General features: G+C 38.3%; 23 protein-coding genes. 21 read left to right on the top strand and 2 right to left on the bottom strand.

Going from position 1 to position 21,995, the window contains the following annotated elements; translation table 11 throughout:
• The first annotated feature begins 111 nt into the window (after positions 1-111).
• The 9 genes from G6R02_RS08950 (at position 112) to G6R02_RS08910 (ending at position 11,285) form a co-directional block, all read left to right on the top strand.
• Complete coding sequence (locus G6R02_RS08950) at positions 112-732, top strand: TetR/AcrR family transcriptional regulator (protein ID WP_164668874.1); 621 nt, start codon at positions 112-114, stop codon at positions 730-732.
• 77 nt (positions 733-809) lie between these two features.
• A complete protein-coding gene (locus G6R02_RS08945) occupies positions 810-1,952 on the top strand; it encodes an acyl-CoA dehydrogenase family protein (RefSeq protein WP_164668873.1) in 1,143 nt (380 codons plus the stop codon).
• Positions 1,953-2,018: 66 nt separating this feature from the next.
• A complete protein-coding gene (accC, locus tag G6R02_RS08940) occupies positions 2,019-3,374 on the top strand; it encodes an acetyl-CoA carboxylase biotin carboxylase subunit (RefSeq protein ID WP_164668872.1) in 1,356 nt (451 codons plus the stop codon).
• Positions 3,375-3,386: 12 nt separating this feature from the next.
• A complete protein-coding gene (locus tag G6R02_RS08935) occupies positions 3,387-3,596 on the top strand; it encodes an acetyl-CoA carboxylase biotin carboxyl carrier protein subunit (RefSeq protein WP_164668871.1) in 210 nt (69 codons plus the stop codon).
• 75 nt (positions 3,597-3,671) lie between these two features.
• Positions 3,672-4,454: an enoyl-CoA hydratase gene (locus G6R02_RS08930; RefSeq protein ID WP_164668870.1), complete on the top strand. Its 783-nt coding sequence runs from the start codon at positions 3,672-3,674 to the stop codon at positions 4,452-4,454.
• Positions 4,455-4,471: 17 nt separating this feature from the next.
• Positions 4,472-6,001: an acyl-CoA carboxylase subunit beta gene (locus G6R02_RS08925; RefSeq protein WP_164668869.1), complete on the top strand. Its 1,530-nt coding sequence runs from the start codon at positions 4,472-4,474 to the stop codon at positions 5,999-6,001.
• A 213-nt stretch (positions 6,002-6,214) separates the two neighbouring features.
• Positions 6,215-6,685 (top strand): CBS domain-containing protein, encoded by a 471-nt coding sequence (locus G6R02_RS08920; RefSeq protein ID WP_164668868.1) that lies wholly within the window; start codon positions 6,215-6,217, stop codon positions 6,683-6,685.
• A gap of 87 nt (positions 6,686-6,772) precedes the next feature.
• Entirely contained in the window at positions 6,773-10,432 is a 3,660-nt protein-coding gene (locus tag G6R02_RS08915) for a dynamin family protein (protein WP_164668867.1), read from the top strand.
• Positions 10,416-11,285, top strand: coding sequence for a 5'-3' exonuclease (locus G6R02_RS08910; protein WP_164668866.1), 870 nt, complete (start codon positions 10,416-10,418; stop codon positions 11,283-11,285). Before G6R02_RS08915 ends, G6R02_RS08910 begins: the two co-directional genes overlap by 17 nt.
• 50 nt (positions 11,286-11,335) lie before the next feature.
• On the opposite strand, the gene G6R02_RS08905 is transcribed toward G6R02_RS08910, so the two are convergent.
• Complete coding sequence (locus G6R02_RS08905) at positions 11,336-12,181, bottom strand: COX15/CtaA family protein (protein WP_164668865.1); 846 nt, start codon at positions 12,179-12,181, stop codon at positions 11,336-11,338.
• Between the two features lie 128 nt (positions 12,182-12,309).
• On the opposite strand from G6R02_RS08905, the gene G6R02_RS08900 reads away from it, so the two are divergent.
• The 5 genes from G6R02_RS08900 to G6R02_RS08880 all read left to right on the top strand — a co-directional run bounded on the left by G6R02_RS08900 (position 12,310) and on the right by G6R02_RS08880 (position 16,165).
• A complete protein-coding gene (locus G6R02_RS08900) occupies positions 12,310-12,852 on the top strand; it encodes a gamma-glutamylcyclotransferase family protein (RefSeq protein ID WP_164668864.1) in 543 nt (180 codons plus the stop codon).
• Positions 12,789-13,136, top strand: coding sequence for a gamma-glutamylcyclotransferase (locus G6R02_RS08895; RefSeq protein ID WP_164668863.1), 348 nt, complete (start codon positions 12,789-12,791; stop codon positions 13,134-13,136). The genes G6R02_RS08900 and G6R02_RS08895 overlap by 64 nt, the downstream gene beginning before the upstream one ends.
• A 97-nt stretch (positions 13,137-13,233) precedes the next feature.
• Positions 13,234-14,544, top strand: a complete 1,311-nt coding sequence (gene dsdA, locus G6R02_RS08890; protein ID WP_164670356.1) for a D-serine ammonia-lyase — start codon at positions 13,234-13,236, stop codon at positions 14,542-14,544.
• A 15-nt stretch (positions 14,545-14,559) separates the two neighbouring features.
• Complete coding sequence (gene cysK, locus G6R02_RS08885; protein WP_164668862.1) at positions 14,560-15,480, top strand: cysteine synthase A; 921 nt, start codon at positions 14,560-14,562, stop codon at positions 15,478-15,480.
• Positions 15,481-15,499: 19 nt separating this feature from the next.
• Positions 15,500-16,165 carry a DNA alkylation repair protein gene (locus tag G6R02_RS08880; protein WP_205520090.1) on the top strand — a complete coding sequence of 222 codons (666 nt, stop codon included), beginning with the start codon at positions 15,500-15,502 and terminating at the stop codon, positions 16,163-16,165.
• Between the two features lie 17 nt (positions 16,166-16,182).
• Here G6R02_RS08880 and G6R02_RS19930 read toward each other — a convergent pair whose 3' ends face one another.
• Complete coding sequence (locus G6R02_RS19930) at positions 16,183-16,329, bottom strand: hypothetical protein (protein ID WP_205520087.1); 147 nt, start codon at positions 16,327-16,329, stop codon at positions 16,183-16,185.
• 139 nt (positions 16,330-16,468) lie between these two features.
• On the opposite strand from G6R02_RS19930, the gene G6R02_RS08875 reads away from it, so the two are divergent.
• The 7 genes from G6R02_RS08875 (at position 16,469) to G6R02_RS08845 (ending at position 21,912) form a co-directional block, all read left to right on the top strand.
• The gene (locus G6R02_RS08875) at positions 16,469-17,116 is read left to right on the top strand and encodes a DUF3889 domain-containing protein (RefSeq protein WP_246202535.1); all 648 of its coding nucleotides are present in this window, start codon (positions 16,469-16,471) and stop codon (positions 17,114-17,116) included.
• Positions 17,117-17,232: 116 nt separating this feature from the next.
• A complete protein-coding gene (locus G6R02_RS08870; RefSeq protein ID WP_164668861.1) occupies positions 17,233-17,874 on the top strand; it encodes a DUF3108 domain-containing protein in 642 nt (213 codons plus the stop codon).
• Positions 17,875-17,911: 37 nt separating this feature from the next.
• A complete protein-coding gene (locus tag G6R02_RS08865; protein WP_164670353.1) occupies positions 17,912-18,946 on the top strand; it encodes a serine hydrolase domain-containing protein in 1,035 nt (344 codons plus the stop codon).
• 100 nt (positions 18,947-19,046) lie between these two features.
• Positions 19,047-19,352 carry a 2-acyl-glycerophospho-ethanolamine acyltransferase gene (locus tag G6R02_RS08860; protein ID WP_164668860.1) on the top strand — a complete coding sequence of 102 codons (306 nt, stop codon included), beginning with the start codon at positions 19,047-19,049 and terminating at the stop codon, positions 19,350-19,352.
• 187 nt (positions 19,353-19,539) lie between these two features.
• Positions 19,540-20,703 carry an RNA-guided endonuclease InsQ/TnpB family protein gene (locus G6R02_RS08855; RefSeq protein WP_164668859.1) on the top strand — a complete coding sequence of 388 codons (1,164 nt, stop codon included), beginning with the start codon at positions 19,540-19,542 and terminating at the stop codon, positions 20,701-20,703.
• A gap of 250 nt (positions 20,704-20,953) precedes the next feature.
• Complete coding sequence (locus G6R02_RS08850) at positions 20,954-21,286, top strand: PadR family transcriptional regulator (RefSeq protein WP_164668858.1); 333 nt, start codon at positions 20,954-20,956, stop codon at positions 21,284-21,286.
• Entirely contained in the window at positions 21,283-21,912 is a 630-nt protein-coding gene (locus tag G6R02_RS08845; protein ID WP_164668857.1) for a DUF1700 domain-containing protein, read from the top strand. The genes G6R02_RS08850 and G6R02_RS08845 overlap by 4 nt, the downstream gene beginning before the upstream one ends.
• Positions 21,913-21,995: the final 83 nt, after the last annotated feature.

Here is a 21,995-nt window from a genome sequence, read left to right as displayed (position 1 = left end):
TAATCTTCTTTTCTAGATTATGTCGCAGTTTATATCATCTTCTCATTAATAACACTTTATATTTTCAGAAAAATATGATAGGGTAAAATTAGATTGCTGAAAGGAGGGCTCATGACGGATCTGCGAAATAGAATCATTCAGGAATCACTGTTTTTATTTGAGAAAAACGGTTTCCATGGTGTTTCGGTAAACCAGATTGTGGAAAAAGTCGGTACGTCAAAAGGCGGTTTTTATCATCATTTCACGTCAAAGGACGAACTGCTGTATGTCATTCACGATACATTTATATCATATGTATTGGATAAAGCGATGATCGCAAACGGTACCTATGATTCACCAACGGAAAAGCTGGAAGCGATAGTAAAAGATTTTGTTAAAGTGTTTGACCTTTATAAGGCACATATTTCCGTGTTTTATCAGGAAAATATTTATTTGAAACCGGAGTATGAGTCGCTGATTAAGAAAAAACGAGATCATTTTAAACAAATAATCATTAAGTCAATCGATGAAGGCAAGAAACGCGGAGACTTTCGCAGTGATATACCTGCAGATATTACAGGAATGGCAATTCTCGGTATGGTAAACTGGACGTATAAATGGTATAACCAATCAGGACCTAAATCAATCGATGAAATTGGGGACATATTTGTTGATTTGATATTACGAGCAGTTCTGGACACAACTACATACCAAAAAAACAATGGACAGGAAAGTCTTTTTTTACCCGAATAAAAGAAACCGCTTTCTTTTTTAATGGTATCGACAGACCAACCAGTCGGTCTTACGCGGAAAATACGAGGAGGTTTGAGATGAATTTTGAATTAACAAAAGAACAATCAATGATTAGAAAAATGGTTCAGGATTTTGCCCAGAATGTTATTCAGCCTAAGGCTATAGAAATTGATAAAGAGGCTAAGTTTCCATTGGATACATTCGAACAAATGGGTGAACTGGGCTTATTGGGAATCCCTTTTTCCGAAGAGTACGGTGGATCAGGCGGCGATACGGTATCCTATGCAATCGCTGTCGAAGAAGTTGGAAGAGTCTGCGGCAGTACCGGATTGAGCTTTGCTGCAACTGTTTCGCTTGGTGCAAGTCCAATCTATTATTTTGGAACTGAGGAACAGAAGAAAAAGTTTCTAACACCGATGGCTGAAGGGAAAGCACTGGGGGCATTCGGACTGACGGAGCCCAATGCGGGATCTGATGCCGGCGGTACGAAAACAACTGCCGTGGAAGATGGCGAGGACTACATCATTAATGGCGAAAAGTGCTTTATAACCAATGCTAGTTATGCGAAAACTATTATCGTTACAGCAGTTACAGGTAAAAATGAACGCGGGAAGAATATTATTTCTGCCATCATTGTTCCAACTGACTCAGAGGGTATAACGATAAAGAGTGATTACGACAAGATGGGGGTTCGCGGTTCAGATACAGCAGAAATTGTGTTGGATAATGTTCGTGTTCCTAAAGCAAATCTGCTTGGTGATCCCAATAAGGGCTTTAGTCAATTCCTGTACACGCTTGATGGCGGGAGAATCTCCATTGCTGCCCTGGGGCTTGGTATTGCACAGGGATCGCTTGATAAAGCACTGAGTTATGCAAAGGAACGTAAGCAATTTGGTAAGCCAATCTCTGATTTTCAGGCAATCCAGTTCAAACTGGCAGATATGGCGATGGAAGTTGAGCTTGCCAGAAACATAGTTTATAAGGCCGCCTGGTTGAAAGATAATGAAAAACCATTCTCAAAAGAGGCAGCATATGCCAAATTATATGCAACCGAAACTGCTTTCCGTGCTGCCAACCAGGCAATTCAAATCCACGGCGGCTACGGCTACATGCGTGAATATGAGGTAGAAAGATATTTGCGTGATGCGAAATTGCTGGAAATTGGGGAAGGTACTTCTGAAGTGCAGCGGCTGGTTATTGCAAGACAATTGGGACTCTGATATTAACTATGTGGGAAGAAATTTCATGTCTTTTAAAAGAACAAATCATGTAATAGGAGCGAGTCAATGATTAAAAAAGTACTTATTGCAAATCGCGGGGAAATAGCAGCAAGGGTAATCCGAACATGTAAAAAGCTGGATATTAAAACTGTAGCTGTCTATTCGGAAGCAGATCAGAAGGCGCCATTTGTCAAAATGGCGGATGAAAGTTTTTTGATTGGTCCCCCCCGTGTTAATGAAAGCTACTTAAATGTGGATAAAATTATTTCCATTGCTAAAGACACCAATGTGGATGCGATTCACCCGGGTTATGGATTCCTAAGTGAAAGTGGACAGTTTTCCGATAAATGTGAGCAAAATGGTATTATATTTATCGGCCCATCCAAAACAGTCATGGAAAAAATGGGAAGTAAAATTGAAGCACGGAAGGCGATGCAGAAAGCTGGCGTGCCAGTCGTTCCCGGTACGGATGGCGCGGTTGCCTCAGCTGAAGAAGCAATTGAAATTGCCAAGGATATTGGCTATCCGATTATGCTGAAAGCTTCTGCCGGTGGCGGTGGAATTGGAATGCAGGTTGTCCATACAGATGATGAACTGCTGAAGGCATTTGAAAGCAATTCAAAACGTGCCAAAACATTTTTTGGTGATGGTGTTATGTTTATGGAGAAAAAACTGGAAAACGCCCGTCATATCGAAATTCAACTGCTTGCTGACAGCCATGGTAATGCCGTTCATCTATTCGAACGGGAATGTTCGATTCAGCGTCGCAATCAAAAGGTAGTTGAAGAAGCTCCTTCACCATTCATTTCTGAAAAAACACGCGAGGAAATGGGCGATGCAGCCGTAAAGGCAGCGAAATCACTTGGCTATACAAACGCCGGTACCATTGAATTTTTAGTAGATAACCAGGAGAACTTCTATTTCCTTGAAATGAATACGCGAATCCAGGTAGAACATCCGGTAACAGAGGAAATTACCGGACTGGATATTGTTGAAAAACAGCTTGAAATTGCAGATGGAAAAGAACTGCAGTTAAAACAGAGTGATTTGACAATTGATGGTCATGCAATCGAGGTTCGAATTTATGCAGAAGATCCGAAAACGTTCTTCCCGTCACCAGGGCATATTTCTGAATTCCAACTTCCTGAAGGAGAACATATCCGCAATGAAACTGCGGTGACAGGAAATTATGATGTAACACCGTTTTATGATCCGATGATCGGAAAGTTGATCGTGAAAGGCAGTGACAGGGACGAAGCTATTTCCTTAATGAAAGAAGCATTACTAACGTATAAAGTAGAGGGTATTAAAACGAATATACCGATGCTGCTTGATGTTATTGATAATAATGAATTTAAAAAAGGAAATACGACAACAAGTTTTGTACAGCAATTCTATTTACCACAAATTAAAGCAAAATAGGAGGAGTTAATCATGAGTGAAGTAAAAGCATCAATGGCAGGAAGTGTCTGGAAAATAGTAGTAAGTGCAGGAGAACAGGTGGAAGAGGATCAGGATATTGTCATCCTGGAATCGATGAAAATGGAAATTCCGATTGCAGCTGAAAAAGGAACTGTAAAGGAATTAAAAGTTGCGGAAGGCGATTTCGTTAACGAAGGCGACGTTATTGCTATTATTGAGTAAATAAATTACTACAAGAAACAGCTGCTTTTCAATTAGACTTTTAAATATATCAGACTACTGGGAAGGAGGATTAAAGTGGGAGACTTGGTAGAATATAAATTAGTAGATAACCATGTAGCATTATTAACACTGAACAGGCCAGAAGCAATGAATGCTTTGTCAAAACCATTACTAGATGAGCTTAACAATCATGTTCACAACATAAACGCGAATGAAGAAATCCGCTGCACTATTATTACCGGTTCAAAAGAAAAAGCATTTTGTGCCGGAGCTGACCTTAAGGAACGAAAAGGGATGTCGGAGGATCAGGTGGTGGCTGCTGTTAAATATATTGGCGAAACAATAACAAACATAGAAAATATGAAAATGCCTGTAATAGCTGCCTTAAATGGTGCTGCTTTTGGCGGTGGTCTGGAGCTTGCTTTGGGCTGCGATATACGCATTTCTTCCGATCATGTTAAAGCCGGCCTGACAGAGACGTCTCTTGCAATTATTCCAGGTGCTGGCGGCACACAGCGGCTGACTCGTCTGATTGGTCCGGGAAAGGCTAAGAAGCTTATATTTACAGCAAAGCCGGTCACAGCCCGGGAGGCGCTTGAACTTGGATTGGTTGAACAGGTTGTATCATCTGAAAATCTGCTGGATGAGGCAATAATAACTGCAAATATGATCGCTAAAAATGGACCTATTGGATTAAAACAGGCGAAAACAGCGATAAATAAAGGTATTCAGACAGATATTACAACAGGACTTGCGATTGAACACTTATGTTATAAAGAAACGATACCAACAGAAGACCGAATCGAAGGATTACAGGCATTTAAAGAAAAACGAAAGCCTGTCTATCAAGGTAAATAGGAGCAGGAGGGCACTACATGTCATATTTGGAAGAACTGCAGAGCAGAATGGAAAAAATAGAGAGTGGTGGAAAGGAAAAATACCACCGGAAAAACGAAGAAAAAGGAAAATTATTTGTCCGCAAACGTCTGGAATTGCTGTTTGATGATGGCATTAATATTGAAGATGCATTTTTTGCAAATTGCGTGGATGACTCATTGCCATCCGACGGTGTAGTTACTGGAATTGGTGAGATTGGCGGTCAGTCTGTTTGTGTAATGGCCAATGATTCAACTGTTAAAGCAGGATCTTGGGGCAAACGCACCGTAGAAAAAATTATCCGCATACAGGAAACAGCGGCTAAATTGGAAATACCAATGTTGTATCTTGTGGATTCCGCCGGTGCAAGAATAACCGATCAAGTTGAAATGTTCCCTGGACGTCGTGGGGCAGGAAGGATTTTCCATAATCAGATAAAGCTGTCAGGCCGGGTGCCACAGGTTTGTCTGTTATTTGGACCATCGGCAGCAGGCGGTGCATACATTCCGGCATTTTGCGACATTGTCGTCATGGTTGATGGGAATGCATCAATGTATTTAGGCTCACCACGAATGGCAGAAAAAGTAATTGGTGAAAAAGTAAGTCTCGAGGAGATGGGCGGAGCAAATATGCACTGTTCGGTTTCCGGATGTGGTGACGTTCTTGTTAAATCCGAGGAAGAGGCAATTGAATATACAAAGAAATACCTAAGTTATTTTCCGGCAAACTTCCGGCAAAAACCGCAAACCGTGAACGCAAAGGAAGTAAAAGAATTTGAAAAATCAATTGCTGAATTGATTCCAGAAAATCAAAATGCACCATTTAACATGAAAGATTTGATTAACAGGATCATTGATGAAGACAGTTTCTGTGAAATCAAAAAGAAATTTGCACCGGAATTGATAACCGGCCTTGCCAGAATAAATGGAAAATCAGTTGGAATTATCGCAAACCAGCCACGGATGAAAGGCGGCGTTTTATTCCCGGATTCCGCGGATAAAGCAGCTAAATTCATGCAGCTGTGTGATGCGTTTAATATACCGCTTCTATTCCTGATGGATATTCCTGGATTTATGATCGGAACAAAAGTGGAGCGGGCAGGCATAATCCGTCACGGTGCCAAAATGCTTGCTGCTATGAGCGAAGCAACCGTTCCGAAAATTTCGGTTGTTGTACGCAAAGCGTATGGTGCGGGATTATATGCAATGGCAGGCCCAGCCTTTGAACCGGATTGCTGTCTGGCATTACCGACGGCACAGATCGCTGTGATGGGACCGGAAGCTGCTGTAAATGCAGTTTATGCGAACAAAATTGCTGAACTTCCGGAAGAGGAACGCCCCGCATTTATAAAAGAAAAGCAGGAGGAATACAAGGATAATATTGATATTTATCGATTGGCATCCGAAATGGTTGTTGACGCAGTAGTCGATCCTGATAAACTTCGTGCTGAATTAGTTAATCGGTACAGTATATACGAATCAAAGAATACAACATTTACCGAAAGAAAACATGGGGTATACCCTGTTTAAACAAATTAATTTAAAGAGTCCTGAAAATATTTTCAGGGCTCTTTTTATATAAAGGTTTAATATGTTTTTCAATATTGATTTACCATATTTTTATTATGTAAACTAAAATTAATTTATTTTAATTCTTTTGTTTAAGTGATATTTTAATATTAGAATGTTTGAGGGTAAAAAGCGGAAATGATCGGTTTTTATAGAAAAATGTGAGGTGATTATATGAAGGTAAGAGACTTCATGATTACGGATGTAATCTCAGTAAACAAAGAAACATCGATAAGAGAATTACTGGAATTACTGGTAAAACATAAAATTGGCGGAGTTCCTGTAGTTGATGCGAATAACCGTTTACGGGGAATAATTAGTGACGGAGACATTATTCGTTACCTTCAACCAAAAGGAAGGTCTGTTTATGATATGTTTTCACTTGTCCTTGTCAGTGAAAAAGAGGATTTAAACCACAAAATTGAAAATAGTATAAACCAGCTCGCCAAAAATATAATGAAAGATAAGGATATCCATACTGTACACCCCGATGATGATCTTGAGGAGATATTAAACATTTTCTCCAAATATCACTTCAAAAAAATACCTGTAATCGATGAAGATTTCAAAGTAGTTGGGGTTATTAGCCGCGGCGATATTATCCGGTTTATTTCAACCAACTTAATAAACAAAGCAGATGGTTAAGTTGATAAATGGATGATTGGGTGGAAATATGCGTAAAAAGTACGTATAATATATACTAGAAGTGTAAATTGGAAGGAAAATGACATCGTGATATCAACGAAAATAAATCAAGCTGAAATTAAGCTTCAGCATTTAGCTGGTCTTTACCAGGCAATGACCGAAAATAATGATAATAAAAATGCAAACAAGGTTTTGGATGTTTTTGAAAAACTTAATAAACAAGAGTTTGTCATCAGCTTTGCAGGTCATTTTTCTGCCGGTAAATCATCTATGATAAATAGTCTATTAGGAAGATCCATCCTGCCGAAAAGTCCAATCCCGACAAGTGCTAATGTCGTTAAAATTAAATCAGGAAACGGGAATGCGCGTGTTTACTTTCATGATGATGCACCAGTGGAATATCAGGAGCCGTATGACATCGATATGATTAAAGAATTCGCAAAAGATAAAGCCAGCATCAAAGAGATAGAGATTAATACAAGTGAAACTATTTTACCTGATGACTGTGTTCTTATCGATACTCCCGGGATCGATGCTGCTGATGATACGGACCGGCTGATTACTGAATCCTCATTACATCTTGTGGATGCATTATTTTATGTAATGGACTATAACCATGTACAATCAGATGTAAATTTACAGTTTTTAAAGAAAATACAAGATTATGAGATTCCTTATTACCTTATCATTAATCAGATTGATAAGCATGAAGAAAGTGAAATAACGTTCAAAATGTTCAATGAGAATATTAAACAAACGTTTGATCAATGGGGTATTTCACCTGAGATGTTCTTTTATTCTTCACTGGTAAAAGCTTCTTCACCACATAATCAGTTTCCTGAAATTAAAGACAAACTATTTTCATTGATGTATTCCAAAAATGATTCCTTTTCAGGTGCTGCTAGATCAGTAAATCAGATTATCAAAGAGCATCAGCAATTTTTGCGTGATCTTTATGAGGAAAAACTGGCCGAAGTTTCAATGGATGATAGTGACACTAATAATAATACTTATGCCAGAATTGAAGAAATCGACGAAAAAATTACTGACCTGAAAGCTAAGCCTGATAGATTGGAAGAGGAATTTTACAATGATTTAAATACGACATTGAAAAATGCCTATCTGATGCCTGCCGAATTAAGGGATAAGGCAGAATTGTTCCTGGAATCGCAGCAAAGTGATTTTAAGGTGGGTTTGTTTGCAGCAAAGAAGAAGACGGAAGAAGAACGTAACGTACGTTTAGAAAGTTTTTTGGAGCATTTATTAAAAAATGTGGAAACTTCAATTCAATGGAAATTACGCGATAAATTTTCAAACCTGCTAAAGCGGTATAGCATTTATGATCAGACTTTATTACAGTGGGTACAGGAAATATCGATTGATTATAATGCCGAGGCACTCCTTTCGTTAGTGAAATCTGGTGCAAAAATAAACGGGGAGTCCATTTTAAATTATACAAAAGATGTCAGTTCTGAAATTAAAAAACGATATAAAATGGAAGCACGGAAATTATGGGACACGATTTACGTTTCTTTTAACAATGCTTTAAGTGATGAACTGACAAAGTTTGAAAATGAACGGAATCAGCTTTCTTTTATGTATGAGAAACAACTGCGTAAAGAAGAACTGGAACAGGAACTTCATGATAAACTGCAGATTCCGGATAATGTTTTTGCCGATCCCAAGCCGGATGAATATGTTTGGGAACAGATTTATAAAGCGATTGAAGCTAAAACCGGTTCAATCAAACAGGCAGACGAAAGCTGCAGAAACGAGAAGACAGTAAAGACTGAAACGGTTAACGAAAGCCAACCATCAAATGAACGTTCTAATATTTCTGCCGAGAACATTTTGAGTAATATTGAAAAAACGATTCAAACAATTGATGATCTTCCAGGTTTTCAATCAATCGTTGATGATTTAACCCGGAAAAAGGACCGGTTACAAAACCGGAAATATACCATTGCATTATTCGGTGCATTCAGTGCGGGTAAATCTTCATTTGCTAATGCTTTAATTGGAAAGAAACTATTACCTGTATCCCCGAATCCTACAACTGCCGTGATCAATAGAATTAACCCGATAACAGAAGAATATAAACACGGAACAGTTGTTGTTAAACTTAAAGCTGAGCAGACACTGGTAGAGGATGTTCGGTTTTTAACCAAAAATTTCTCACCGACAGCAGAAAGGCTCGATGAATTAATCGGTTGGATTAGAGAAAGTAATATCCATAACAGTGAGCAGCTGCACAAAACACATCAAAGTTATTTAAAAGCTGTGATAACTGGCTATCAGCAAAGCAAAGATAAGCTTGCACAGGAGATCTTTATTACCCTTGATGATTTTGCCGACTACGTTACCGATGAGACAAAAGCCTGCTATATCGAATCAATCGACCTTTACTATGAATCATCTTTAACAAAAGAAGGAATCACTTTAGTAGACACTCCAGGGGCGGATTCCGTTAATGCTCGTCATACAAATGTGGCATTTGATTATATTAAGCATGCTGATGCCATTTTATATGTCACCTATTATAATCATGCATTATCACGGGCTGATAAGGACTTTTTACTTCAATTGGGCAGGGTCAAGGATGCTTTCCAACTGGACAAAATGTTTTTTATTATGAATGCAGCAGACCTGGCCGAAAACAACGAAGAACTCAATATGGTGATTAATTATGTCGAGAGTGAGCTGACACGATTAGGCATTCGTTTTCCAAGACTGTTTCCGGTATCGAGTAAACAGTCGCTAAAGGATAAGTTGAATAATAAAACGGTAAATCAACAAATGAAAACATTTGAAGATTCCTTTAAATCATTTATTCATGATGAACTGGCCGCAATTACAATTCATTCGGCAATCAGGGATATCGATCGTGCTTCACAAATGGTCAATAATTTCATCGATTCATCACGGTTAAGTGCGCAGGAAAAAGAACAATTTATTGAAGACATGCATACGGAACAGGCTGTGCTAAAACGATTGACCGATAAACTGGATAATGAAATATACGCACAAAAAATAACTCAAAAAATAGAAAAACAATTATATTATGTGCTTGAGCGTCTATCAATCCGTTTTCATGATATGTTTAAAGAAACATTTAACCCGGCAACGATTACGGAAACGGGCAAAAAAGCGAAGCTGCAATTGGAAAACAGTTTAAGGAATCTGCTTGATTACACAGGGTATGAACTGATGCAGGAATTACGGGCAGTCTCTTTGCGTATTGAGGCGTTGATCAATGAACTTAGAAATGACGTACATCATGACTATTCAAAACTGATCGGGCAAACTGATACTAAATTTACACTGCCAGACCTTACTGAAGCAGAAATCGAAACACCTGCTTATTCACAGGCATTTGAAAACCTGGAACCACAAGCATTTCATAAAGAGTTAAAAGGTTTTAATGGAACAAAAGCTTTTTTTGCTAAAAATGAAAAAGAAATAATGAAAGAGAATATTTTTAATCGGTTATCCCCGTTTGCAGAAGAATATATTAACGACAATCATCAAAAGATGAAAGAATCCTATATAGACCAATGGAATGCTGTAATGAGTGATGTTAAACTGGAAATAAACCAGAATATAGACAAGTATATAACGAATCATTTATCAATGGTTACAGATCAGTCTATCGATATTGATACGCTAAAAGATAAACACCATGAACTGAAAATGCTATTAGCAGATCACGAACTAAATGGAGGTGATACGTATGGAGAACAGAGATAAAATAATGCTGGTTGATGGAATGGCATTGCTTTTCCGGGGATTTTTTGCAACAGCATTCAGAGGCAATTTTATGAAAACAAGTAAAGGCGTGCCAACAAACGGAATCTATCAATTTTTACGTTATTTTTTAGATGCAGTGGATAAATTTGAACCAACACATGTAATCTGCTGTTGGGACATGGGAAGCAAAACATTTCGGACAGAGATGTTTGACGGATATAAAGCAAATAGATCAGAACCGCCGGAAGAACTTATTCCGCAATTTGACCTTATCAAGGAAGTCGTGGAAGCATTTGACATGCCTAATGTGGGACTGGAAAACTTTGAAGCAGATGATTGTATTGGTACATTGGCCAGACAATTTGCTTTGGAAAATGACGTATTAATCCTTACCGGTGATCAGGATATCCTTCAACTGGTGGACGAAGGAATCAGTGTTGCTATTATGAAAAAAGGTCAGGGGAATTATGACGTTTTCGAAAACAATAATTTTCTTGAGAAAAAAGGCGTTTATCCGAAGCAAATAATCGATCTGAAAGGACTAATGGGTGATACATCCGACAATTACCCTGGCGTCAAAGGGATTGGCGAAAAAACTGCATTAAAACTAATCCAGGAATATGAAACAATTGATAATCTGCTTGAAAACATTGACAATCTTCCTAAGGGAGTTCAAACGAAGATCCGGGCAAACATGGATATGCTCCACCTTTCAAGAAGCCTGGCAGAAATCAAATGTGATATACCTGTTGAATGTTCGCTGGAACGTGCAAAATGGGGCTATGATAAAAATATAATTGAGAAAAAATTTGCTGATCTGGAATTTAAAAATCTTGCCAAATTGGTAAATTAGCTATGGATTAAAAAAGCGGAACGCATTGTACACGATGAGCTCCGCTTTTTTTAATTCAACTTAAATTTTGTTTCAACCAGTACACCAAACAGTAATGTTCCAATTGCTAAATGCAGTACTGCCATTGTGATTGGAATAAACGTAAGGATTGTTATAATGCCTGCCCCAATTTGGATAATAATTAATGTTGAAGCTATTAGCATCCGGTAAGTAATAGGCTTTATGTTTTCTTTAAAGACTTTATACGTCAGAAATAGGATATACAGTGTTACAACAAATGCCAAAAACCGATGTGAGGTTTGCAGTATCTCCGGAATTGTAACAGGTAAAAATGAATCCTCTCCACAGCTAAGCCAACCGCACGCTGACCCATAGTGCTGATGCTTAATATAAGCACCGAGGCCGATTGTAATAAACACCAATCCGATTACCTGATTAAAATGATTTTTTAAACGGGGCTCTGTTCCGGATTTTTGATAATCATCGGGTCTGTCTTGTCGCCAGAACCAGATTAATAAAGCCATAAAGACCATAGCAATCAGTAAATGAACTGTTATAATAAGTGATGGAAGGTGATAGAAGACAACGATTGCCCCCATTATAAGCTGCATTGTTAATAGACCTATCATCCAGCAGGCAACCTTTGTTTCGAGGTTGCTCCGGTCTCTTCTTCTTATTTTGGCGAAGAGAATTAAAACCAATACAAACAGCGCCGCGCCTATAACCCGATGACCAAATTCAATTAAAGTGGCACCTTCCAGCTGAGGAATAACTGCTCCATTACATAGTGGCCAATCCGGTCCACAGCCCATGCCGGATTCTGATGATGCAACATAACCACCAAAAACAATTAACGTATATGTAAGTAATATGGTAATAAATGTAAATTTTGACAAAAACAGCACCCCTTCATCAATCCAATACCATCATAAGTGTAGCAAAAGAAAAGTTAATGGAATGTGTTTTGTATCACTTCTGAGCTGATTAAAGAGAAATATTATAGATAAACAGGGGGAGTAAAAAGATGCCAAACGTATTTGTCTATGGAACATTAAGAAAAGGAGAAAGGAATCATCATTATTTGGATGGAGCTTCATGTATTTTCCAGCAATGCTGGACGTATGGAGCACTGTATGACACGAACAGTGATTATCCTGTGATAAAAGAAAGTGCCAAAGAGAAGGTTTTCGGGGAACTCTATAAAATTAGTGAATCAAACCTGACAATCATCGATCGATTAGAAGGATATGTCGACGGGGATTCAGATAATCTGTACAACCGAAAGAATGTTCCTGTATTCGATGACAGAGGCAAAGAACATAAGGGTATTATCTATACAGCAGGAAATTCATTAAGTAATTCAACCAAAAAAATACCATCAGGAGACTGGTCTGTACATAATTACTTAAAACGTGATTCATTATTATACTTCGCTTATGGATCCTGCATGGATAATGAACGGTTTCAGAAAGCGGGTGTGGAACAATATTTTAGGAAGGAATATTGGATGGGTTTGCGTTTCAATTTTCCCGAAGTACGAAAGACGGCGGGAAAGCAGATCTTGTAGAAAATAAGCATGAAGTGGTTGAAGGGAAGGTTTATCAGATACCACATGATGCAGTAAGGTATTTATATAAACGGGAAGGAGTTTATGCAGGTGCATACAGGCCGGCAATCGTTCCTGTATTGGTCAATGATTTGATGGATCAGGCCATAACATTTATCGGCGTGGAAAAGTCTCCGGAAACGGCACCAACTCAGTTGTACGCAACAGAGATTCTCCGTGGTGGTAATGATTTTTTAAGCGAAGAATATTTAAATAAAATCAGGTGGAAGATTGGCCGTTTTTAGAAGTATCCCTTTATTAGGATTGGAACGGATATCATGATAAAATTTAATCAGGGAAATAATAAGAATAATCTAATCTACGTTGAAGAGGGTGGTCCCAATAGTTTATTCACAGAAAGATATAAATGATTGGCAGCATAGATACCCATTACTTAAAGATATAATAGAATTAGAACCAGTTTTCTGGATTAATCCAAATTTAAAGAAAAACGAAGCCAGTGCTTCACTTCCATTAACAAGAGAGGACATGGAAAAAGCAGAATTATTATGGCACCGTTTTGCACCTTTTCTTGCGGCTGAATTCCCCGAAACAAAAGAATCAAATGGAATTATTGAATCTCCTTTAGCTAATATAGATAAATTTAAACGTACGCTTTCAACTCCCGTCGAAGGGGAATTCTATCTGAAATGTGACAATGAACTTCCTATTGCCGGGTCAATTAAAGCCAGAGGCGGGATATACGAAGTACTCCAGCATGCCGAAACATTAGCAATTGAGGCTGGGATTTTAACGAAGGATGATGATTACACAGCGTTTTCATCTAAAGAATTTAAGGAATTTTTCAGCCAGTTCTCGATTGGAGTTGGTTCGACAGGCAACCTGGGTCTAAGCATCGGTATCATTAGTGCAAAACTTGGTTTCAATGTGTTTGTATACATGTCAGCTGATGCAAAACAATGGAAAAAAGACCTGCTCCGCGAAAAAGGTGTTAACGTTCATGAATTTGAAGGTGACTTTAGCATAGCAATCGCTTCAGGCAGGGAAAAGACAATTGCAGATCCCAAAGGTTACTTTGTGGATGATGAAGATTCAAAGCATTTATTTTTAGGTTACAGTGTAGCTGCCTTACGATTACAAAAACAACTGGATCAGAAAAAAATTGCAGTTGACGAAGAACACCCAATATTTGTTTATCTTCCATGCGGAGTAGGTGGTTCACCAGGTGGAATAACATACGGATTAAAACAGGTATTTGGTGACAATGTACATTGTTTTTTTGTAGAACCAACACATTCCCCATCGGTGCTGATTGGACTCTTGACCGGTGAAATGGAGCGGGTCAGTGTACAGGATTTTGGAATTGATAATCGAACGGAAGCGGACGGACTGGCAGTTGGCCGTCCATCAAGTTTTGCAACAGCAGTAAGTGACAATTTAGTTAGTGGTATATATACGATAGAAGATAATGATTTGTATAAATTACTGGCGATACTTGCAGATACAGAGGAAATATTTCTTGAACCCTCAGCAACAGCTGGGCTTGCTGGACCTGAGCGGGTGTTAAGTTATATGGAGAAAAAAAATATTAATGCCAAAAACACAACACATATTGCATGGGCTACAGGCGGAGATCTTGTACCAGAAAGTGATATGAAGTCATTTTATGACAAGGGTAAGAGTTTGCTTTAGGAAGGTTGGTATAACATGAAAGTAGCAGCGAATATGACAGAGCTTATCGGTGAAACTCCAGTTGTTCGACTAAATAAAATTATTCCTGAGGACGGAGCTGACGTTTATATTAAACTGGAATCCCATAATCCAACTAAAAGTGTTAAAGACCGCGCTGCTTACAATATGATAAAAGCAGCAGAGGATAAAGGATTAATTAAACCCGGTGATACAATTATCGAGCCAACAAGCGGAAATACCGGAATAGGCCTTGCGATGAATGCTGCAGCAAAAGGGTATAAGGCTATTCTGGTTATGCCTGACAATAGTACCCGGGAACGAAGAAATATATTGAAAGCATATGGTGCAAAAATTGTACTAACACCAAGTGAAGAAAAAATGCCTGGTGCAATCGAAAAAGCTCAGGAATTGCAGCGGAAAATACCAGGAAGCTTTATACCACAGCAATTTGAAAACTCTGCCAATCCGGATATCCATCGGACAACTACCGCATTGGAAATTTATAATCAAATGGACGGCGAGTTGGATGCATTTGTTTGTACAGCAGGAACCGGCGGGACTGTAACAGGAACAGGTGAAGTGTTAAAAGAGAAAATACCGGATGTGAAAATTACTGTTGCAGAACCTGAAGGATCTCCTGTACTCTCTGGAGGAAAACCAGGTAAGCATAAGTTAGTTGGTACAAGCCCGGGATTCATCCCAGACATACTAAACACGGATGTTTTTGACGAAATAATGCAAATTGAAGATGATGATGCAGTTGATATGTATAAAAAACTTCCCCAGCTTGAAGGTTTGTTTGTCGGGTTATCAGGAGCAGCCGCAGTATATGCAGCTATTAAGGTTGCAAAACGGCTCGGTAAAGGAAAGAAGGTTTTATGCATAGCACCGGATACAGGAGAGCGGTATTTAAGTATGAATTTATTCGACAGCTGATTTTGAAGGAGCAATTGGAATGGAATATTTAATACAATTATTTGAAGAAAACCGGAACGAGGAACAAGCAGTTCCAATGGGGAAGTATATGAAAGGACAGTTTTTGTTCTTCGGAATTAAGACACCTGAGCGGCGAGAGATTATGAAGAAATACTACAAGGAAAGCGGAATTCTTAAACGTCCGTTTCAAAAAGACTTTGTCCGGGAATTATGGAAAAAAGATGAACGCGAATATCAGAATGCTGCGCTAGACTATATTGCTAAGTCATTAAATAAATTGGAAAAAAATGATCTGAATTTTATTGAGGATATAATTACATCAAAATCATGGTGGGATACCGTTGATATGCTGGCCCAAAAGCCTGTCGGAAAAATTGCCCGGGAATATCCTGAAGTAATTCCAGAGAAAATCGAAAAATGGGCACATGGAGATAATTTATGGCTCCGGCGTTCAGCTATTCTTTTTCAATTAAAATATAAAGAAAATACAGATGAAAAATTATTGTACCGTTACATTTTGCACAATGCAGACAGCAATGAATTTTTTATACAAAAGGCAATTGGTTGGGCGCTTAGAGAGTATTCCAAAACAAACCCTGAATCTGTAAATCAGTTTATTTTGGAAAACAGTTTGCCGAAATTAAGTGTTCGCGAAGGTAGTAAATATCTAAAAAAATTAAAATAGTTTAGGTAAAAGGCTGGTTAACCCAGCTTTTTATCGTTCGCTTCGTTTTCGTATGATTGTTTGACTTCCCAGTAATATACCCTGGGGAGCCCCCAGAAAATCCAATATTCATGTACGAGTGATACCCCTGCAAAAAGTACCATAGGCCAATCAAACTGCTTCATGCCGTCACTCTCCTTTCCTTCTCTTTATTATATTTTCTATTAGACTTGTCTAAGAACACTATAAGGAGACTTCTGTCACGGTCCAACCCCTTATGTGCATACATTATCAAAAATGTTTTGATTAGACAGGAGGACCAACATGTATTCAAATAATCCATATTATTCAAATATGAACTATGCATATTTTTCACATTATCCATATTGCAATTACAATCGATATTATTTAACAAATCCATATTTCAATCATTTATATCGTCAACCGATTCAAGGGCAGGCAACGTGGACCGAGGGAGGACAAGTTACAAAGTGTGGCATTCCCTGGTCGGAAAACCAATATATGACTGCAGCAGTTGGTGAAAATTCGCCATATCAATGTGGTCAGACTATAAAAGTAAGAAACCGAAATACCGGAAGAGAACTTTTGGTTACGGTAGTGGATGAAGTTCCAGGCTACCCGCAAAATAAAATCAATCTGCATAAACGAGTATTTGAAGCACTAGGGGCGAACCCGCAGCAAGGTGTTATTGATGTCGAGATTCTCCCTTCTCCAGAGCTGGAACAACAGCAGTGGGGAAAATATTTACTTGAGCTTACCCAACTGGCATATCCTAACTATAATGTGACAGAGTATAATTTTATACAGAAAACGCAAGTCTCACCTTCACAAACAAAAGAATCGTATGAATTTATTTTGCAATCACCGCAGGAAAGAATCACAGTAATGGGAAATGTTATATATAATCCAAGTACAGATCGAGTGATTTCATTTGATATCAGTGAAGTATAATACGTCTAACGAACAGTTTAATAGCTGTTCGTTTTTTCAATTTTTTGTAAAAAGTATTGATTGTAAGTCAATATAGTGGTAGGTTAATACAAAACGTGTTGGGGAGGAGGACGTGTATGGCTGAAATTGTGCCTGGCGACCAAGCTGTTTATTGGTCTTCTTTTCCGGAATCGGAAGACAAGAAAATAGTTTTTATTGATGAAAAGAATGATAGAAAAAAAGCTGGTGTTACAACCGAAAAAATTGTGGCCGAACGGAGAAATAATACGGATTATCTAAAACGAATTCAAGTTATGGAATCAGAAGAAGCTGGAAATATCAATGCAATGACAATCGTCGAAAAAGATTCTTTTATGCCGCTTTATCATGAAGTTACTTCTAACGGGGAAACAACAACTGTTAACTATCACGATTCTTACGTGGAAGTAAATCACTCAACTAAGATTCCGATCAAAACCCAGGTATTTGAAACGCACACCGTAGAAATGATTATACGGTTGCTGCCATTGCAATTTGGATACAAAGCAACCCTTTCATCATTTCATCCGGGAAAAGAAAAAGTTATCACGGTAAACATTAATGTGGTATCAAATGAAATGGTAACCCGACAACATAATGAACTGGTTGAGGCTTGGAAATTGGAAGTGGATTTTGATGGACATGTTCAATATTATTGGGTTGGGGTTGATGGAAATGAACTATTGAAACAGGAAAGCCCTGTTTCCTATGGGGCCAGAATGATATTTGAAAGAGAATAATATAAAGCTAATTAGATTTCGGGGGAATACTTTTATGATGAAAAACAAGGCGAATTTGGATAGTATTATCGAGGATTCAAGTAATCAAGCGGGATTTTCCGGATCAGTATATATTAAAAAAGCGGAGAAGATAATTTTCGGTCAAGCTTATGGATATGCAAACAGATCAGAAAAATTGCCCAATGAAATACATACTCGTTTCGGGATTGCGTCCGGTTGCAAATTGTTTACTGCAATAGGAATTTGTCAACTTGTTGAAAAAGGATTTATCACATTTGAAAGCCGATTAAACGAATGTCTTACTATTGATTTTCCTTATTTTGATGAGAATATAACCATACACCATCTTTTGACACATACTTCAGGAATACCGGATTATTTTGATGAAGAGGTTATGGATGACTATGAAGAGCTGTGGAAAGACCGGCCTGTTTATCAGATGACTGGGGTTGATGATTTTCTACCTTTATTTCAGTCGAACAAAATGAAGTTCCACCCCGGGGAAAGGTTTCACTATAATAACGCCGGTTACATCGTTTTGGGGCTAATCATCGAAAAACAGACAGGTATTCGGTTTACCGATTATATTGAATCGGAAATATTTCAGCAATGCGGCATGAATGATTCAGGTTATTTTTCCATGGACTATCTTCCTGCCAACACTGCATTGGGATATATCGACAGTAAAACAGACGGGACCTGGAAAACAAATATTTACTCGATTCCCGCAAAAGGCAGTGCCGATGGGGGAGCATTTGTTACGGCTCCAGACATGATTAAATTATGGGATGCGTTATTTAACTACGAGTTGTTAAGTGAGAAATATACCAAACTACTATTGCAGCCTCACGTTAAAGTTAACGACTTAGTGCAGTATGGTTACGGTATTTGGATGAACAAAAAGGATAATGGAGTATATAAGTATCATTTAATGGGATATGATCCGGGCGTTAGTTTCCGTTCGTCGGTATATCCTGATTTGGACTTGAAAGTGATTATACCTTCAAATAAAGAGTCGGGTCCGTTTGATGTGACAATAGCGATTGAAGATTATTTTGGGATAGATAAATAATAGATTTATCATATGAATTATTAACCAGCATTGCTAATGTCCGTCGTTCATACATATGTACACAAGAGATACCAAGTCCTCAAGGAAGGGGAGGGTATATTTGGAAAGGGAAAGTCTAAATATATTCACTAAAATCTCATTTTTTACAGCTTTGGTTACTATTGTATCACTTTTTTTATACTTAGGAGCTTCGGCCGGGGATATGGAGTCTGTCTCAAGTTACTTTGCATTTCTTGCTTTTTATGGCTCATTATTTGGTGTTCATTTGAGTGTTGTTTCAATGTTTAGCAAAGAAAAATTTATCAAAAGAATTTTTGCTTTAGTTGTGAATTCATTGCCTATATGTTTATATTTTTTCGCCTTTATTATGGAATTTATTAGAGTATTTTTTGAAACTCCACCTTAAACGCAAATCCAGAAGAAGCTAATCAATAATATTTAACATAAATCAGCCAGAATTCCCCTTCAAAATCTATCGGATTTAGTGGGGGATGAATGGCTTTTATTATTTGCCAAATAATAAACTGAACTTTACAAAATGTATAAAGTAATGTAAACTAAATACAAACACATGTTCTGGATGGTGGCGGCAGATGATACTAAATTACAAGTACGAAATATACCCAACTGAAAGGCAAATACAACTATTAGATAGCTGGATATCCATCTGTCGCCAGCAGTACAACTCTGCACTCTTTGATAAACAACATTATTATAAAAAACATAAAAAGGGGTTGTCACGTTACAACTTACAAAAGCAACAAACAAAAGATAAGAAGAAATTTGCTATTTTGAAAAGTATTCCCTCCCAACCGTTACAGGAGGTATTTTTTCGACTGGAAAAAGCGTTTGATAAGTTTTTCAAAGGAGATGCAAAGTATCCAAAACAAAAGAAATACAAAGATTATAACTCTATTACCTTTACACAATTTGGGATTGGCATGCAAAAAGTGAAGAACAAGAAAACAGGCAAGATTGGTATGCGACCTGTTCGTTATGCTGCTTCGTTTGATGACAACGGGAATCTTCGCTTATCTAAATTAGGTTCGCTTAAAATCAATCTCCACCGAAAACTGGATAGAACAGTTAAACAAGTTGTTATCAAACGCCAAGGAAGCCGTTGGTTTGCGATTTTTAGTGTTGAAAAACACGTAAATCAAACGGCTACTGGTAGTGAGTATAGTACAACCGGGATTGATGTTGGCATCAAAAAGTTTGCCGTCCTGTCTGATGGAACAGAAATTAAAAATCCAAAATTCCTGCGTAAAGAGGAAAAGAAACTCAAACGTATGCAACGAAAATTATCACGTAAAGAAAAAGGTTCCGAAAACTGGAAAAAGCAACTGGAAAAAGTGCAACAAATCCATACAAAAGTGGCGAATCAACGCAGGGATTTTCATCACAAGCAAAGCTTCCGTATTTCGAATGATCACAGCATGGTTTTCGTGGAAGACTTAACAATCAAAAATATGGTTAAAAACCGCCATTTAGCAAAATCCATTCACGATGCCGGATGGGGCAATTTTCGTAATATGATAGCATATAAATGTGAACGAAATGGCGGTGTATTAGTTAAAGTAAAACCCCATTACACCAGTCAAAACTGTTCAGGCTGTGGCAAAAAAGTGAAAAAGTCACTTTCTATTCGCACGCATATCTGTAAGGATTGCGGAACCATACTCGACCGTGATCATAATGCGGCGCTTAACATCGAAAAGGCTGGACTGGACCAAATGGATCTCAGCCCAACTGCATAAACGATAGATAAACTGTAGGTCGAGGTCCCGCCCAAACAGTATAATCAACGCCTCTGGAGATTGTGTAAGACTCGGTTCATAGCGAACAAAGCAACGATCACTGAAGGAGGAAAATCCTATAAATCATTTGTATTTTTGGGATGCTCCATCAAATTGCAACGCGATTAGTTGGAGAGGTTCACAGTTCTTTACAAATACCATTTCAACCGTTATAGTAAAGATACCTAATATTTCTAGGTAGGTGAAAGATATGTTTAATCGGGAGCTTGTTAAAGGGAGTACATCCCTTCTAATCCTGCAATTGCTTAACGAACGGGATATGTATGGATATGAACTTGTGAAAGAGATGGATCAGCGCAGCGACCATAATTTTCAAATAAAGGAAGGCACATTATATCCCGCACTTCACAAACTGGAGAAGCAGGAATATATTGCATGTTACTGGCAGAATCGGGAGAAGGGGCCAGCCAGGAAGTATTACCGGATCACTGATCAGGGCAAGGGGATTCTCGAGGAGCGGACAAGTGAATGGCATCGTTATGTGCAGGTAATGAATAACTTGATCCGGAGAAATGAATCATGACCGAACAGGTCGAAAGGTACCTCCTGGAGCTTGAGACAGCGCTCAGAAATCATCCTGATAAAAAACAAATCATGGAGGATTACCGACTACATATAGAGGAGTTACTGCACGAAGAATCGTATGACCCAGAAAAATTATACGATGAACTTACACAGCGGATTGGTTTACCGCAGGAGTTAGCCCAGCAATGGCACCAGGAGACGGTCACCCCGAGTAGGATGCAATGGTTGTTTGTTCTGTTGAATGTTGGTATTTTTGTTGGCGGCATCGTGTTTACCCTCTTCTATAACTATCTTCACTGGGAATGGGTAGAGGTTCTCTGGGCCCGACTTACCAATATACCATTCATCATTATGGTTGGCTATATTATGTTCTGGGGCCTGCTTGGTTATGAGATAGGAAAGGAATTCGGTGATGGCGGGCGAAAGCTTTTGCGGCGCACGTTTATGTTATCGATAGTGCCGAATTTATTATTTATGTACCTGATTTTGTTTAGGATAATACCTTATGAGTGGTTCGCACCATTGCTCAGCTTTCCGTTCATTATGGTCTGTATTGTTTTTACCGGATTCCTCTATCCTGTATCTTTGGCAGGTTTTCGCTGGGGGAGAAGAACTTCTGTATAGGGGAGTGATTATCCCCTGGGAGTCGGTCCTGTTTAGGTAGATATTTTTTTGAATAACTACATAGAAATACTTTGTATATAGAA

It is taken from the genome of Virgibacillus doumboii (genome assembly GCF_902806455.1).
In the GTDB taxonomy this organism is placed as follows: domain Bacteria; phylum Bacillota; class Bacilli; order Bacillales; family Amphibacillaceae; genus Lentibacillus; species Lentibacillus doumboii.
This window is presented reverse-complemented; position numbering and strand designations above follow the sequence as displayed.

What these genes read in the sequence shown, in the direction of transcription:
- G6R02_RS08950 (WP_164668874.1), top strand. Translation starts at nt 112, where the DNA reads ATGACGGATCTGCGAAATAGAATCATTCAGGAATCACTGTTTTTATTT.
- G6R02_RS08945 (WP_164668873.1), top strand. Translation starts at nt 810, where the DNA reads ATGAATTTTGAATTAACAAAAGAACAATCAATGATTAGAAAAATGGTT.
- accC (WP_164668872.1), top strand. Translation starts at nt 2,019, where the DNA reads ATGATTAAAAAAGTACTTATTGCAAATCGCGGGGAAATAGCAGCAAGG.
- G6R02_RS08935 (WP_164668871.1), top strand. Translation starts at nt 3,387, where the DNA reads ATGAGTGAAGTAAAAGCATCAATGGCAGGAAGTGTCTGGAAAATAGTA.
- G6R02_RS08925 (WP_164668869.1), top strand. Translation starts at nt 4,472, where the DNA reads ATGTCATATTTGGAAGAACTGCAGAGCAGAATGGAAAAAATAGAGAGT.
- G6R02_RS08920 (WP_164668868.1), top strand. Translation starts at nt 6,215, where the DNA reads ATGAAGGTAAGAGACTTCATGATTACGGATGTAATCTCAGTAAACAAA.
- G6R02_RS08910 (WP_164668866.1), top strand. Translation starts at nt 10,416, where the DNA reads ATGGAGAACAGAGATAAAATAATGCTGGTTGATGGAATGGCATTGCTT.
- G6R02_RS08900 (WP_164668864.1), top strand. Translation starts at nt 12,310, where the DNA reads ATGCCAAACGTATTTGTCTATGGAACATTAAGAAAAGGAGAAAGGAAT.
- cysK (WP_164668862.1), top strand. Translation starts at nt 14,560, where the DNA reads ATGAAAGTAGCAGCGAATATGACAGAGCTTATCGGTGAAACTCCAGTT.
- G6R02_RS08880 (WP_205520090.1), top strand. Translation starts at nt 15,500, where the DNA reads ATGGAATATTTAATACAATTATTTGAAGAAAACCGGAACGAGGAACAA.
- G6R02_RS19930 (WP_205520087.1), bottom strand. Translation starts at nt 16,329, where the DNA reads ATGAAGCAGTTTGATTGGCCTATGGTACTTTTTGCAGGGGTATCACTC.
- G6R02_RS08875 (WP_246202535.1), top strand. Translation starts at nt 16,469, where the DNA reads ATGTATTCAAATAATCCATATTATTCAAATATGAACTATGCATATTTT.
- G6R02_RS08870 (WP_164668861.1), top strand. Translation starts at nt 17,233, where the DNA reads ATGGCTGAAATTGTGCCTGGCGACCAAGCTGTTTATTGGTCTTCTTTT.
- G6R02_RS08865 (WP_164670353.1), top strand. Translation starts at nt 17,912, where the DNA reads ATGAAAAACAAGGCGAATTTGGATAGTATTATCGAGGATTCAAGTAAT.
- G6R02_RS08855 (WP_164668859.1), top strand. Translation starts at nt 19,540, where the DNA reads ATGATACTAAATTACAAGTACGAAATATACCCAACTGAAAGGCAAATA.
- G6R02_RS08850 (WP_164668858.1), top strand. Translation starts at nt 20,954, where the DNA reads ATGTTTAATCGGGAGCTTGTTAAAGGGAGTACATCCCTTCTAATCCTG.
- G6R02_RS08845 (WP_164668857.1), top strand. Translation starts at nt 21,283, where the DNA reads ATGACCGAACAGGTCGAAAGGTACCTCCTGGAGCTTGAGACAGCGCTC.